This is a genomic window from Actinotignum vesiculae, from assembly GCF_051267215.1.
GTDB lineage: Bacteria > Actinomycetota > Actinomycetes > Actinomycetales > Actinomycetaceae > Actinotignum > Actinotignum schaalii.
Genome location: NZ_JBOZGG010000005.1, coordinates 38,652 through 54,012, shown reverse-complemented (window position 1 = coordinate 54,012; position 15,361 = coordinate 38,652). Strand labels below are relative to the sequence as shown.

The 15,361-nt window shown below is 64.1% G+C and carries 10 protein-coding genes; 9 read left to right on the top strand and 1 reads right to left on the bottom strand.

Going from position 1 to position 15,361, the window contains the following annotated elements; all coding sequences use genetic code 11:
- The first annotated feature begins 6 nt into the window (after positions 1–6).
- Both ACRQHG_RS04000 and ACRQHG_RS03995 read left to right on the top strand, forming a co-directional pair.
- The gene (locus tag ACRQHG_RS04000) at positions 7–4,200 is read left to right on the top strand and encodes a TIGR02680 family protein (protein ID WP_435719597.1); all 4,194 of its coding nucleotides are present in this window, start codon (positions 7–9) and stop codon (positions 4,198–4,200) included.
- Positions 4,197–5,390: a TIGR02679 domain-containing protein gene (locus tag ACRQHG_RS03995; protein WP_435713238.1), complete on the top strand. Its 1,194-nt coding sequence runs from the start codon at positions 4,197–4,199 to the stop codon at positions 5,388–5,390. Before ACRQHG_RS04000 ends, ACRQHG_RS03995 begins: the two co-directional genes overlap by 4 nt.
- A 113-nt stretch (positions 5,391–5,503) precedes the next feature.
- On the opposite strand, the gene ACRQHG_RS03990 is transcribed toward ACRQHG_RS03995, so the two are convergent.
- Entirely contained in the window at positions 5,504–6,937 is a 1,434-nt protein-coding gene (locus ACRQHG_RS03990; protein WP_435713237.1) for a purine-cytosine permease family protein, read from the bottom strand.
- Between the two features lie 190 nt (positions 6,938–7,127).
- Here ACRQHG_RS03990 and ACRQHG_RS03985 point away from each other — a divergent pair, with 190 nt between their 5' ends.
- The 7 genes from ACRQHG_RS03985 to ACRQHG_RS03955 all read left to right on the top strand — a co-directional run bounded on the left by ACRQHG_RS03985 (position 7,128) and on the right by ACRQHG_RS03955 (position 15,335).
- Positions 7,128–7,649 carry a holo-ACP synthase gene (locus ACRQHG_RS03985; RefSeq protein ID WP_435713236.1) on the top strand — a complete coding sequence of 174 codons (522 nt, stop codon included), beginning with the start codon at positions 7,128–7,130 and terminating at the stop codon, positions 7,647–7,649.
- Positions 7,650–7,878: 229 nt separating this feature from the next.
- Positions 7,879–9,351 carry an amino acid permease gene (locus ACRQHG_RS03980; protein WP_435719596.1) on the top strand — a complete coding sequence of 491 codons (1,473 nt, stop codon included), beginning with the start codon at positions 7,879–7,881 and terminating at the stop codon, positions 9,349–9,351.
- 221 nt (positions 9,352–9,572) lie between these two features.
- Positions 9,573–10,979 carry a serine hydroxymethyltransferase gene (gene glyA, locus ACRQHG_RS03975; protein WP_435713234.1) on the top strand — a complete coding sequence of 469 codons (1,407 nt, stop codon included), beginning with the start codon at positions 9,573–9,575 and terminating at the stop codon, positions 10,977–10,979.
- The gene (locus ACRQHG_RS03970) at positions 10,979–11,998 is read left to right on the top strand and encodes a bifunctional methylenetetrahydrofolate dehydrogenase/methenyltetrahydrofolate cyclohydrolase (protein WP_435713233.1); all 1,020 of its coding nucleotides are present in this window, start codon (positions 10,979–10,981) and stop codon (positions 11,996–11,998) included. Before glyA ends, ACRQHG_RS03970 begins: the two co-directional genes overlap by 1 nt.
- A gap of 1 nt (position 11,999) precedes the next feature.
- Entirely contained in the window at positions 12,000–12,836 is an 837-nt protein-coding gene (locus tag ACRQHG_RS03965; RefSeq protein WP_435719595.1) for an exodeoxyribonuclease III, read from the top strand.
- A gap of 58 nt (positions 12,837–12,894) precedes the next feature.
- Positions 12,895–14,193, top strand: a complete 1,299-nt coding sequence (locus tag ACRQHG_RS03960) for a YihY/virulence factor BrkB family protein (protein WP_435713231.1) — start codon at positions 12,895–12,897, stop codon at positions 14,191–14,193.
- A gap of 2 nt (positions 14,194–14,195) precedes the next feature.
- Positions 14,196–15,335 (top strand): mannose-1-phosphate guanylyltransferase, encoded by a 1,140-nt coding sequence (locus tag ACRQHG_RS03955; RefSeq protein ID WP_435713230.1) that lies wholly within the window; start codon positions 14,196–14,198, stop codon positions 15,333–15,335.
- Positions 15,336–15,361 lie beyond the last annotated feature (26 nt).

The following is a 15,361-nucleotide window of genomic DNA, read 5'->3' as shown; positions in this document are numbered from 1 at the left end:
GGAGCCATGGAGGCGAATGAACTGAAAGCCTGGCGCGAAGCCTGGCAAAACGGCGGCTTCCCCATGCCCCGCCTGGACCGCTGGCAGGTGCTGCGCGCCGGAGTGGTCAACCTGTGGGAATTCGAAGCCGTGGAATACTGGTTCGCGGACGGCTGGGCCCAGCTTTTCGGAGCCAATGAAACCGGGAAATCCACCCTCATGGCCCTCACCACGCTCATTCCGCTGCTCGGCGATACCTCCCCGGATAAAATCGACACCTTGGGGCGGTCCGGGAAACAATTCGGCTACTACGTGCGGCCCACCCACGAAGGCTCCGACCGGCGCACCAGCGACCTCTCCTTCTACCACGGCTGGCTCTGGGTGGAATACGGCCGGGTTATTGACGGGCAGCCCCATTTCTTCACCACCCTGCTCTACACCTATTGGCGGGAGGGCAATACCCGGTTCCAAGCCAAGTGGTGTACCTGCGAGGACAGCCGGGTGCGCGGGGACCTCGCGATCTTTTCCGGGCGAACCGTGAACGCCGCGAAAGAAATAACCGCCCCTGGATGGCAGGTCCACGATAATGCGACCTCCTACCGGAAAACCGTGGCGCGCAAACTCTTCAGCTGCGATTGGGAGAAACTGGAAGCAATCGGGCGCATCCTCAAGGTCACCCGCACCCCGAAACTCGGGGCGCAGCTGGAATCTAAATTCGTGACCGATAAGCTGCGCGAGGCGCTGCCGGCCCTGGAAACCACCGAGATAACCAAACTGGCGCAGGGTTGGGATGCCCTCGATGGCATCCGTAAAGACCTCGATACCACCAAAAAGGCCCTCGGCGACGTTAAGGATTTCATTAAGACTCACTGGTGGCCGTGGACTAAAGCGGTGCTGCGCATCGCGGCGGACGAAGCCGCGCAATCGCGTTCCGAACTCGATAAGGTCACCCGGAACGAAAACGATTCCCGCGCGAAATTAGCGGAGAACCGGGAACGTAAAGAGACCCTGGATAGCGCGCTGGAGGAGGTGCGTGCCCAGCTGGATCAGGCCAGAACTCAGCATGAGGCCCTGCGCAATTCGGCCGCCTACCGCGATGCGGAAAGCCGCGCGGCGCAGGTGCGTTCCCTGCGGGAACTGGTGCGGGTTGACACTGCCCAGCACGAGCGCGATAACGCGGATGTGGAGCGCTGCCGCCAGCGTGAAGAACACGATTCTGGCGAGGTGAGCGAGCGCACCGCGAACCTGGATCAGGCCCAACGCCGCGTAGTGGATGCGAAAGACACCGCCGTGAGCACCTTCCGTGCGGCGGGCTATACCGGCGAAACGTCCGTCGATATCGCGTGGCTGCGCCAATGGCACGACGAACGCGAAGGGGAGCTGCGGCAGGCACGCACCTTGCTCAAGGTTGTTGAGCAGGCCACGCAGCAGGCGGTGCTGCTGGAAAATACCGCGGGCGATGCCCTGGCCCGCGCGGAGAAAAGCAAGCGCAGCGCCGAAGAATCCTGGAATCGGGTCGAAGAAGAATACGAACGACTCTCCAGCAGCGTGACCGAGTGGGCGAGTAGCGTTGATGCGGATGGCGCCGAGGCGCAGAACTCCGAGGCGAAGCAGGCCGGCGCGAAGCTCAGCGAGGCGTGGCTGAGCCAGCTCCCCACCAGCTACCCCTGCCCGGCCGGCACTCTCACGGAAGCGATCCGTCGCGACTGGTACCAGCCCCGTAAAAATGAGATTCAGGCCCGCACCGAGCGTGAACTCGGGGAGATTCGCCGGCTACGCGATCAGGTCACGCAGATCGATACCGAGGTGGCCGCGCTGGAATCCACCGGCGTCCAGGCCCCGCTCGCCCCGCAGCTGTGGCGCCGGCGTTCGCGCCACGGCGCGCCCGGCGCCGCCCTGTGGCAGCTCCTCAACCCGCGCGCGGGCATCGCGCCCGCCGACCTCGCCCATATTGAAGCGGCACTTGCCGCCGCCGGTCTCCTCGACGCCTGGGTTGCGGAAAACGGTATATACGACGACGCCGACACGTTCCTCGCGCCCCTCCCGGCCAGCACCGGTGGCCCAACGCTGGCCGATGCCCTGGAAACTGGCGAATCTGCGGGCGCCCTGGGCCGGCAGGCGGATAATCTGCTGGCGGGGGTGGCTTTGGTGCCGGCGGGCGCGGCGATGCCCGCGCAGGGCCTGGCCATTAGCGTGGACGGGCGCTGGCAGGCCGCCGGCCTGGCCGGTACCGCGCTGCCGGTCCGCGAGGTAGCCGAATGGTTGGGCGAAGAAGCCCGGGCCGCGCAGCGCCGGCGCCGGCTGGCCGAATTGGCCACCCAAAAAGACCAGCTACTGGCAGATATCGCATCGCATACCAGCCAGGTTGAAGAACTGGAGCGGCGCGGCGCTGAGCTTGATACCCAGTACGCGCAAGCCCCCAGTGATATGAGGCTGCGAAACTTGCTAACCGCCTGGAATAAGGACGATGAGCGCGCCCGGGCCGATACATCCGAGGCCGCGGCGAAACAGAAGGAAGCGGAAGAAGCCCGCACCCGCTGCGATAACCACCAGGCCGAGCTCGCGCAATACGCTGCGGAGCATGCCCTGCCCAAAGACCGGGACGGCCTGGATAATTTGCGGGAGCACTTGCAGCGGGGGCTGCGCCACCTGGATGCGTGGCGCCAAGTACTCCTTGCCGAAGAATCCGCGCGCGGCGAGCTGGAAAAAGCACAGCGGCGCCTGGAGGAGGCCCGCGCGAACCTCGAGCAGGCCCGCCAGCGCCTGGCGGAAACCGCGCGATCCCTGGCTTCCCACAGCGAAAAATTGCGGGTGCTGGAAGAAACCGCGAATCAGAGTGACGTGGCCATTCTGGAGCAGGTTGAGGAATGCGCGGCCCGGATCACCCGGCTGGAAGCCGAACGCGAGCAGGCCCAGAAACAGCATTCTGAGGCCCTCGTCAACCTGGAGCGCGCCAGTAATGAATTGGAGCGCGTGACCGAGGAACGCGAGCGCGCCCTCGCGAACCGCGATACCTGCTACGCTGCCTTCCGCGAGCTTATCGATGCCGGTCTGGCGCGCAGAATCCAGCTGGAGCTACCCGAAAGCGAGTCTTCGGCTATTACGAATGTGCGCGAGCAGGTGGCAACGGTTCGCCGCGAAGTCACGGTGCGGGGCTGGAAAGAAGGCCCCGATCAGCGCGCCGATAACTACGCCACCCGCGATAAGCTGCGGCGCAAAGCCGAGGATGCTATCCGGGATTTGCGGGCCAAACTTGAAGACGGCGGCAGGACCGTGACGGCTCGGGTGGACCGCCCGCTCCTCGAGATCGATATCCGCATCGATTCCAACGGCCAGAGCGTGAGCATCGACGAGTCGATCGTGCGCCTGGGCAAAGCCGTGGACGATATCGCCACCACCTACGGTATGCGCGAACGCGAAACCCTCGATGAGCTTCTCGGTTCGACCTTCCTGGAGTACTTGCGTGAGCAGATTGGCGAGGCGGAGGAGATCGTGGCGGGTATTAACACGGTGCTCGCCAAGCACCCCACCGGCACCGATAAAACCACCCTGCGCGTGAAACTCCAGCCCGGCGCGAATGCTGACCTGCTCAACGCGGTCACCGGCTCCACGCTCTTCAAAAAAGAGGTCCAGGATCAGGTGCGTGCCGCCCTCAAAAACAAGATTGACGAGGCCAAACGTAGCGCCCAGGACCAGGCCCTCAACGACTGGACCGATGAATTGGCGCGGCGCCTCGACTACCGCACCTGGTATGAGATTAACCTGGAACGCCGCTTCGATAAGGGCAATTGGGGGCCGCTGACCACGCGTTCGTACTCGGAGCTTTCCGGCGGGGCCCGCGCCGTGATGCTCATGGCGCCGCTTATCAGCACCCTGGCCGCGCTCTACCTAAAAACGGAAAATTCTCCGCGCCCGATCTGGTTCGATGAGGCTTTCGACGGCCTGGACGACACCAATAAGGGCGTCATGATGAGTATGCTCCGCGACTTCGACCTGGACGTGCTGCTCGTTGGCCCCGGCCGCCTCGTCAATATTAAGGAAGTCCCGGCCGCCGCCATCTACCAGGTGGTCCGGGCGCCCGCGCCCCTCGAAGGCGCGGACGTCACCCTCGAATTGTGGGCGGGCAATACTTTGGAGTCCATTGAATTGCCGTGTTCTTGGGTCGACGACGCCGGCCCATCTCCCGTGGGGGAACCGGAAGCTGAGGGGATGCTGCTGTGATTCCCGCTCATATCCTGGAGTGGGCGAATCTGCCCGGGCCGCGCAAGTTACTCGGCCAGGCGCGGGAAAAAATCGAGAAAGGCAAGTTGGCGGAACGTTCGCAACTGGGCAAGGGCCTCACGGATGCGGAACGTATCCAGGTGGAGCGGCTCATCCCGGCCGGGTGGGCTCGCGGGCATAAGCCACTTCAGGCGCGGCAGCTGCGGGCGAGCCTGCGTGATAACGGGGCGGATCTTGAGGAGCTGCTGGTCTACCTGGGTGGCCCGCTGCGTGATATCACCGCGGAAAAAGAGGCCGCCCGCGAGCGCGTGGCGCTGGATCGCGCGGCCGGTACCCGGATTTTGCAGGGGCTCGGGATAGCGCAGGAGAGCGTGATTCTCTCTATTCTGGGCCGCGCCCCGTCCTGGCGAGAGCGCGCCGAGGAAATCGCCGCGGTTATCCACGAACTGCCGCGGTTCGAAGGCCAGTTGCTGTCCGTGCTGGCTGCCGGGCTGTTTTCCGACGCCCACGCCCTGGACCGCTCCCGGCCGCTCGGGCAGGCCGTAGCGCGCACCGCCGCCGCGCTCGGCGCGGAACCCTACCTCGATCCGCTGGCCGACGCCGCCGCTTGGCATCAGGCCTGGGCCGGAGTGGGGATCACCTGCGACGGGGTCTCTTCCCAAGTGCTGGTTCTTAATCTTCCCCTGGTGGGGGAGACTCCCGCGGCGCGCCTAGCTGCCGTGGCGGGTGAGCCCATATGGCTGACCCTGCGCAGCCTGGGCTCCGGGCTTGGTGTGGGATCAGCACTGAGTTCGGACTCGGGTCTTGGCGCGGGATCAGGGCTGGGCCAGGGTTCCGGGCTTAGCGAGGGTTCCGAGCAGGGCTCCGGGCTGCGCCTGCGCTCGGATATTTCCGATGTGTACGTATGCGAGAATCCTTCGATCATCGAAACCGCCGCGGATCGCTTCGGGCCGGCCACCCGGCCCCTCATCTGCACCTACGGCAATCTTAGCCAGGCCGCGGTCCAGCTCCTCACCCAGGTATCCGCATGCGCCAGGCTGCATGTCCGGGCGGACGGCGATGCCGCCGGCTGGGGCTTCGTGCGAAAAATGCTTGAACTTCCCAATACCACCACCTGGCGCATGCCGGAAGGCGAAAGCCGATACGAAGAAGAACTCATCGAGGAGCTCATGAGCGATCTGGCTCTTTAAGCAGCCCAGCAGGATGCCCCCTGGGGAAGGGTAATCTGTTTTCCGAGATGTACTTCGCATGTACGACATCCGCAGTACATCCCGGAAAAACATACCCTTCTCGCCGGCACGCGCTAGTGCATATCCGCTTCCTGGCGGCGCACCCGCGCCCCGCACAGCCCGTAGTAGGCCACGAAACCAATGATGAGAGCCAGGATCACCCCGATATTGCCCGAGCCGAGCGGTCCGTCCACCCCGCCGATGAGGGGGAGGAGGTAGCCCTGCCAATCATTGAAGGGGGCATCGGAGAAGCCGTTGACCACCAAACCCCAGCCGATCACGCAGCACACCGCCAGGATGGCCAGCGAGGTCATGTTGTACTTGCCGTAGCGGCCGGTGGGAGAGAAGAGTGCGGCGTCGTCGTAATCACGCTTACGCAACGTAATATCCGCCATCATGATGCCGGTCCACGCGGCAAGCGGTACCCCCAGAGTGACCAGGAAGGACTGGAAGGGGCCGATAAATGTGGGCGAGAAGAACGTGACGTACACGGTTCCCACGGTGAGAATGACGCCGTCGATGAGGGAGGCGAGGGGGCGCGGAATCCGAATCCCCAGGGTCAGGAGGGTGAGCCCCGAAGAATAAATACCGTTAATCGCGCCGGAGAGTAGCGAAAGAATCGCGGTGAGGAGGAAGGGAAGGAGGAACCAGGTGGGGAGGATGGTGGCCAGCGCCCCGACCGGGTCGGAGCCAATGGCTTCGGAGAGCGCGTCGTCCGAACCGGCCAGCATCAGCCCGAAGCTAATGAGAACCACCGGGCCGAGGGAACCACCCAGGGTATTCCAGAAAATAATATGGCTGCCGCGCGCCTGCCGGCTCTGGTAGCGCGACCAATCCGCCGCGATATTCACCCAGCCCAGGCCCATACCGGTGAGCACCATGACGAAAGCGCCGAGCATGGCCGCAACAGAGCCGGAAGAGTGAGAGAAAAGCGCGGCGGCGTCGAGATGCGGGAAAACTAAAATGATATAGATAATGGTGGTGATGCCGGTGATCCAGGTGAGAACCGCCTGCATTTTCATAATAATGTGGTACCCGGCCACCGCGCCCAGCACGATGAGGGTGGCAACAATGGCCGCCGCCACCACTTTGACCGTGGTGGAATCTTCCCCGGCCCAGCCCAGCCGCGCCAGCACCGTATTAGTGGCTAGAACTGCGGTAATGGCCAGCGAAGTCTCCCAACCAATGGAGGTCAGCCAGGAAATAATGCCCGGAACTTTCGCGCCGCTGACCCCGAAAGCCGCGCGCGACATGACCATCGTGGGCACCGAGCCGCGTTTGCCGCCCAGCGCGATGACCCCGCAAATAGCGAAGGACAGAATCACGGCGATCACCGTGATGACCAGCGCCTGCGGGAAAGAAATACCAAATCCAAGCACCCACGCCCCGTAACTCATCCCGAAAACGGAGATATTCGAGGCGAACCACGGCAGGAACAGATGCCGGGGTTTCGCGGTGCGCTCACTATCGTCGACTATTTCGATACCGGTTGTCTCTATCGATGCCATAGGGACTATTTTTCTCCAGCTCAGCGGCGAATGGTAGAGGAAAAGCAAAATTCGGGAAGAGCAGACAGGGAGCGGCGGCCTCGTCTACCATAAAAGGGAAAAGCCACACGGGAGCGAAAGTCATAGGAACGACGGCGCCACTTTGGCTCTGAGCTGGCCAAACGGATACGTCACCGGGAAGGAGCACGCCGTGATAGCGGGAATCGGAACCGATACTGTGGCCATTGATGCCTTCGCCCAGCAGCTGGATTTACCCGGCTCCCGCTTCCGCAATGTTTTTACCGCGCGGGAAATGCGCTACGCGATCCGCCGGGCCCAGCGCCATACCCGCACCGAGGCCGCCGGGGCCTTCGCCACCCCGGCCGCGGAAGAAGCCGGATTTGACACCGTTATCCCGGCCACGGAGCTCGCCCCGCATCTGGCAGCGCGCTGGGCGGCCAAAGAAGCTTTTATTAAGGCGTGGTCGGCGGCCCTGTACGGCTCCCAACCGGTGCTGCCCGAGGGGCATTGGGATGCTATTGAGATCACCAATGACCGCTGGGGGCGCCCCGCGATTATCCTCGGGGCACCGATAGCCGGGGCGGTCCATAAAACCCTCGGGAGCGTGAATCTTCATGTGTCGATGAGTCATGATGGCAATGTGGCCAGCGCCGTCGTTCTTATCGAATATCAGAACAATAGTGAGGCGCGGCGGGCCGCACGCGCGCACTAAAACCGCAGCTACACCCGACCCTAAACCGCGTTACACCCCGAAGAAGCCGCCACTACACCCCAAACCGGCCGGAAATAGACCCGCGGCTCGCTGTGTGAGAAGCAATAGCGCCGCGGTGGCAGCGTACACTACCGTGTGCCGGTACGAACGAAGCACTGAGGCGGTGGCGCGGCCACCGCGGGGAGCGGGCCCGCCCACAGGGGCGCCGCGATGAAGGAGCTGAGAAAACGTGGCACCAGAGCAAGCTGGACAACCTGAGCAATCCGCCGAGCCGCAGCTGCAACGCGGCCTGCACGCCCGCCACCTCACCATGATCGCGGTGGGCGGGGCGATTGGCACCGGGCTCTTCGTGGCCTCGGGTGAAACAATCAGCCAGGCCGGCCCGGGCGGAGCCCTGGTGGCCTACGGGCTCATCGGCATGATGGTCTACCTCCTCATGCAATCTCTGGGCGAAATGGCGGCCTACCTGCCGGTCGCCGGCTCCTTCGAAGAATACGGGCGGCGTTTCGTTTCCCCGTCCTTCGGTTTCGCCACCGGTTGGAACTACTGGTACAACTGGGCAATCACCGTGGCCGCCGAGCTGTCCGCCGCGGCGCTCGTCATGAAGTACTGGTACCCGGACACCCCCGGCTGGGTGTGGTCCGCGGTCTTTTTGGCCCTCCTCATTTTGCTCAACGCGCTCTCGGTCCGCACCTACGGGGAAGGCGAATTCTGGTTCGCCCTCATTAAAGTGGTGACGGTCCTTGCCTTTATTGCGGTGGGCCTGCTCATGATCGCCGGCGTGTTCGGGGCCAGCCCGGGACTCGCGCACTGGACGGAAGGCGAGGCGCCCTTCGTGAACGGCGGGGCGGGAATCCTCGCGGTCTTCATGGTGGCCGGTTTCTCCTTCCAGGGCACCGAAATGGTGGGCATCGCCGCGGGGGAGGCCCGCGACCCCGCAACCACCGTCCCGCGCGCCACCCGCACAATTTTCTGGCGCATCCTCATCTTCTACATCGGCGCGATCGTGGTGGTGGGCACTCTGGTGGCCTATAGCGACCCGAATCTGCTGCGCACCGACATCTCCGATATCGCCGTCTCGCCCTTCACCCTGGTATTCGAGCGGGCCGGGGTGGCCTTCGCGGCCGCGGTTATGAACGCCGTTATTCTTACCGCGGTGCTTTCCGCCGGGAACTCCGGACTCTACGTATCCACCCGCATGCTTTTCGCACTGGCCGAACAGGGCAGCGCCCCGAAGTTCCTGGCGCGCCTGACCCGCCGCGGCGTCCCGCTCAACGCCATGATCATCACGATTCTGGTGGCCACCGCCTGCTTCATCTCCTCCTTTATGGGCGACGGCAAAGCTTATGCCTGGCTCGTCAATGCCTCCGGTCTGGCCGGTTTTATCACGTGGATGGGGATCGCGTGGAGCCATTACAATTTCCGCCGCGCTTTCATCGCCCAGGGCCGCAGCCTCGACGAACTCCCCTTCAAAGCGCGGTTCTACCCGGCCGGCCCCATCGTGGCGCTGGTGATGTGCGCGGTGGTGATCGTGGGCCAGAGCTACCTCATTATTACCTCCGGCGGCGGCGCGCTCGACCTGCTCTCCTCCTATATCGGATTGCCGCTTTTCTTCGGCCTGTGGTGGGGCCACAAACTCGTCACGAAGAGCCCCGCCGCGGATTTGGCGCACGCCGATCTGAGCGCCCCCAAGATTTCCTAAGCGCTGCGTTGTTGCGCGGCGCGGCGTTGTTGCGCGGCGCGGCCCTTTTGCGCGGGTGCTCGCTGTTCGCGGGCCGTGCGTCGTCGTTCCCCTCCTTGTGCAGCACGACGACGCCGCAACGGCCCGCGTGGTCCGGAAAGCTTCGCTGCAATTTTTGTGTCGCACCCCCGCGGTAGACTGTCGACCTAACAGCGAAGGCGTGGAAGGTGTGGAGGAGAGACATGAGTACACCACTGGATGAACCTTTGGCCGTGGCGGACCCGGAAGTTGCCGCAATTCTCACCGGAGAATTGCGCCGCCAGCAAGAAGGCCTGGAAATGATCGCGTCGGAGAATTTCGTATCCCGCGCGGTTCTGCAAGCTCAGGGCTCTGTTCTCACCAATAAGTACGCGGAAGGCTATCCCGGGCGGCGCTACTACGGGGGCTGCGAATGGGTGGATAAGGCCGAAACCCTCGCCATTGAGCGGGCAAAAAGCCTCTTCGGGGCTGATTACGCGAACGTACAACCCCATTCGGGGGCCTCGGCGAATGCTGCTGTCTATCACGCGATGGTGAAACCCGGGGGCAAAGTACTGGGCATGGCCCTTGATCAGGGCGGGCATCTCACCCACGGCATGAAACTCAATTTCTCCGGGCGTAACTATGAGGTGGCCGCCTACCACGTCAATCCGGAAACTTATCTTCTCGATATGGATGAGGTGCGTGAAACCGCGCTGCGCGAACGCCCCGCCATGATTATCGCCGGGTGGTCCGCCTACCCGCGCCACCTAGACTTCGCGGCTTTCCGCTCCATCGCTGATGAAGTCGGCGCGGTGCTCTGGACGGATATGGCCCATTTCGCCGGCCTGGTGGCCGCCGGGCTGCATCCCAATCCCCTCCCGTATTCGGATGTGGTCACCACCACCATTCACAAAACCCTGGGCGGGCCCCGCTCGGGAATGATCCTCTCCGCCCGCGGGGAAGAATACGGGAAAAAGCTCAATTCCGCGGTGTTCCCGGGTAACCAGGGCGGCCCGCTCATGCACGTGGTTGCCGCGAAAGCGGTGGCCCTCGGCTACGCAGCCACAGAAGAATTCCGTGAGCGCCAGCGCCGCACCTTGGAAGGCGCCCAGATCCTGGCCGCGCGGCTCACGGAACCCGATGTGGCTCAGGCCGGCATCTCGATTATTTCCGGGGGCACGGATGTGCACCTGGTCCTCGTGGATCTGCGCAATGCCGCGATCAACGGCCGGGAAGGGGAGGACCTGCTGGGCAGCATCGGTATTACCGTCAATCGCAACGGGGTTCCCTATGACCCGCGCCCGCCCTTCGTCACCTCCGGGCTGCGCATCGGCACCCCGGCGCTGGCCACCCGCGGCTTCGGCCCGGAAGAATTCACGGAAGTTGCCGATATTATTGCCCGCGCCCTCATCGGCGGGCACGCCGCACCGGTGGAGGAGCTGCGTGCCCGGGTGCGCGCGCTCGCGGACCGTTTCCCGCTCTACGCCGGCCTCGATCAAGTTGGGGGCGGTTCTGGGGCTCCGGGCGCATCGGGCGCATCGGGCGCATCCGGAAACGGCTGCTGCGGTGGGCACGCAGCTAGCGCCACCCCTGGAAGCACCTGTGCACAGATCGGGGAAGGCGAGTAATGGCAGCGCAACTTTTGGATGGGCGCGCGGTTGCCTCCGCTATCAAAGATGAACTGCGGGTGCGGGTGGAAGCCCTGCGCGCTCGCGGCTACATTCCCGGGCTCGGCACCGTGCTGGTGGGTGATGACCCGGCCTCCGCGGCGTATGTGCGCGGTAAACACCGCGATTGCGCGGAAGTGGGTATCGCCTCCCTGCAAGTGGAACTGCCGGCAAGCGCCACCGCGGCAGAAGTGGCCGTTGCGCTGCGCGATCTCAATACCAACCCGGCCTGCACCGGGTACATCCTCCAGCTCCCGCTCCCAGCCGGGCTACCCGAAGCCCGCCTCATCGAAGCCATTGACCCGGATAAAGATGCCGACGGGCTCCACCCGATCAACCTCGGGCGCTTGGTGGCCGGCGTGAGCGGCCAGCTCACCTCCCCGCTGCCCTGCACCCCGGCCGGCATCGTGGAGCTGATCGAACGCCACGGGCTCAGCCTTGCCGGCAAACACGTAGTGGTTCTCGGGCGCGGAATCACGGTGGGAAGAAGCATCGGCCTTCTCCTCACCCGGAAAAATATCAATGCCACCGTCACGCTCTGCCATACCGGTACCCCGAATATTCCCGAACTATGCCAGCGCGCTGATGTCATTATCGCCGCGGTGGGCCAGGCTGGTTTCGTTCGCCCGGAATGGGTGGCCCCCGGCGCCGTCGCTATTGACGTGGGAGTCACCCGGGAGCGCACCGCGGAAGGAAAATGGCGCACCCTCGGGGATGTGGCCCCGGCCGTGCGCGATCACGCAGCCTGGGTATCACCCAATCCCGGCGGGGTGGGCCCGATGACCCGCGTCATGCTGCTCAGCAACGTCGTCAATATGGCCGAACGCTGCGCGGGCGCGCAGGCCGCGGCAGCGCAGCACGGCGCAGCCTGTCCGGACGCGCCGGCGCAGCGCGCAACCGACCAGCAGGGCCCAGCAGGAGAGCACGCAGCAGCACAAATCCTCCCGGAACAGTTCGGGGCAGGGCATGAAGGGGAATAAGATGCGGATAAGCACCGTCAACGTCAATGGAATTCGCGCGGCCGCGCGCAAAGGAATCGCAGCCTGGGTGGAAGCCACCGCCGCGGATCTCATCCTGCTTCAAGAAGTGCGTGCCCCCGCGGATATTACCGCAGACATTTTCGCGGGCACCGGATACCGCATCTACACGGCCGTTTCCGATATCAAAGGCCGGGCCGGAGTAGCGGTCGCGGTTCGGGAAGGCATCGATGTGGGTGAAGTCAGGGATCACCTGGGTGTGGGCGCGGATGGAAAGCCCGTCACTGAAGAAGCACCGGTGGATAGCGGGCGCTGGCTTGAAGTGGAACTCCCGGATTACCAGCTACGGGTGGTGAGCGCCTACCTGCATTCGGGAGTTGCGGATAACCCAGAAAAGATGGCGGCAAAATACGCCCACCTGGAACGGGTAAGCGCCCGCTTAGCGCCATTCGATCCGGCCGCACGCACCCTGGTCGCCGGGGATTTCAATATCGTCCACACCGAAGCCGATATTGAGAACTGGAAATCCAACCACAACCGCACCTCCGGGGTACTCGACGATGAAATCGCCTACCTGGATCGATGGTTCGGCGGACCCTGGGTGGATGTGCAACGCGCCCTGCTGGAACACAAGGGGCACGAAGGTAAAGGCCCCTACACTTGGTGGAGCCAGCGCGGCAAAGCTTTCGATAACAACGTGGGCTGGCGTATCGATTACCATATGGCCAGCCCCGCGCTTGCCGCCACCGCACAAAGCTTCACCATCGGGAGGGCAGCCTCCTATGCGGAACGCTGGTCCGACCACGCCCCGCTCACGGTGGACTACCAACTCGAAGGCTAAGCTCGTTGAGGAATCAAAAACTTCTGTTTTTGTCGTAGGCCTCACGTACCATGGCTATGTGACACAGCAGAACACAGTAATGGATAGGACTTCCCGGGCTCTCGGGGTGGATCGGCGCGGGCGGCAAGCCGCCCGGCGCGGTGTACCTAGCGGGGGCCGGGTGGCGGAAAGCGGCATGGGCGGCGTCGTACATAAAGGAAAAGCCCTCGTTGAATGGGTGCAAGGCACGCGCATCATGCGGGGGATCGGCCGCTACGGTAAAGCCCGCGGGGGCCTGCTCGCCGGTGGAATCGCCTACTCGGCGCTTTTCGCCATCACCGCGGCCCTCACCATTTCCTGGACCGTGTTTATGGCCACCCTCGGCAGGAACGCGCAGCTGCGGGAAACCGTGGTGGATGCCGTCAATGCTGCCCTGCCTGGCATCCTCCAGGATTCCTCCGGGGAAGGGCTCATCAACCCTGATGATCTCATCCTCTCGGGAACCTCGGTGGTGGCAACCATCATCGCGGGAGCCGTGCTGTTGTGGACGGCCATGTCCATTATGGCCGGGCTCTCCACTGCCATCGGAGCCATGTTCGGGGTGAATCAGCGAACCGAAAACGGCGTGGTGAGTATCCTCTTCCGGCTGGCGGGCTTCGTGGTGCTCGCCCTGGGGATCCTCACCTCCGCGATCATCGGCTCCCTCGTCGGCTCGGTAGGAACCCTGCTCCTCACCCACCTGGGGTTAGATGGAGCCCTCGTGCAATTCGGAACCAAAATTGCGGTCTTCCTGCTCGCGGCCACCGTTGATGCCCTCGTCATCATGTTCATTATTCGCTTCACCTCCGGGATACGGGTACCCCGCCGCGATTTCATCACGGGGGCGGCCCTCGGCGCGCTCCTCCTTTCCCTCATTCGGGTAATCGGTACGTCCGCGGTATCCAGTGTGTCCGGGAACCCGCTCCTCGCGCCTTTCGCCGCTATCGCCACGCTGCTGCTCTGGCTCAACCTCGCCTCCCGTATTGTGCTCATGGTCTCCGCCTATATGGCGAACCCGCCGCGGGCCTACGTGGCGCAGGACCCGGAAGAACTGCGGGCTACTACCACTCCCAATTACGTCACTCTTTCCGTTCCGGAAACACTCACGTGGCCGCATGATCCCATTACCGGATCCCTGCTGCCCGAACCGGATAACGCCACCGAAGATGAGGAAGAAGAACTTCCCGACTGGGGCGGTTTGGCCGGGAACCTGGCTCGCCGCCGGGCCGAAAAGCTAGAATCAAAGGCGCGTGAGGCGCAGCTCAAAGCTGAGGAAGCTCGCGCGCACTACGTGAACGGGCAACGCGAACTCGCCCGCTCGCAGCGAAAGGACAGCTAGGCGTGACATTCCATGCGATTATCCCCGCCGGAGGAGCCGGCTCACGGCTGTGGCCACTCTCGCGGGCCAGCCACCCGAAATTCCTGGTCGATTTCGGATCCGGGCACACCATGATTCACGATACGGTGACCCGGCTCGCCCCGCTCGCATCCAGTATCTACACCGTGACGGGCAGCGCCCACGCCGCGGCCGTCCGCGAGCAACTCGCCGATATCCACACGCCCCTCCACTACGTGGTTGAATCGAGCCCGCGCGGCACCATGGCCGCCATCGGCATCGCCGCCGCGCTCGCTCACCGCTCCGACCCGGATGCCCTGGTCGGATCCTTCGCGGCCGATCACCGTATTTCTAATACTGCGGCCTTCACCGCTGCCGTGCGCACCGCGCTGCGCGCGGCAGAGCACGGCTACTTGGTTACCCTCGGGATTACCCCGACCGGGCCGGCTACCGGATTCGGCTACATCCGCGCCGGCGGGTCGCTCGCTGGTGGGGCGCTCGCCAGTGGGCCGCTCGCCGGTGATCCGCTCGAGGGCGATACCACCGCCTTAGCGGTAGAAAAATTCGTGGAAAAACCGGATGCGGATACCGCGGCAAGCTACCTCGCGCAGGGTGGCTACTACTGGAACGCTGGGATTTTCGTGGCCCGCGCGGCCACCCTTATGGATATGCTCACCGAATACCGCCCCGATATCGCGGCCCCGCTGCGCCAGCTAGCCCAGCTGTGGGATCTGGACTCGGTCCAGCAATCCGCGCAGGTAGAAGAACTATGGGCCTCCATCCCGAAGGAAGTCATTGACCGGGCGGTAGCCGAACCGGCCGCGGCGGCCGGGCGGGTGGCCGTGGTTCCCGCTGATATGGGCTGGTCCGATGTGGGGGATTACGATTCCCTCGCCGAAGGCATCCCCGCCGGCGAGCTCACCGCCCAGCGGGTTCCGGGAAGCACGGGAGCCCCGGTGCTTACCATTGATGCGCCGGATTCATTGGTGTACAGCTTGGCGAAGCCCATTGTTGTGGTGGGGGTGCCGGGCGCCGTCGTTATTGATACCGAAAACGCACTCCTGGTGACCACGCGGGAGAAAGCACAGGACGTCAAAAAGGCCGTCGACGGTCTGGACGCGGCCGGGCTAGCGGACCTGAGATAGTTTTCCGCTCCGCGTAGCGGGGTGGA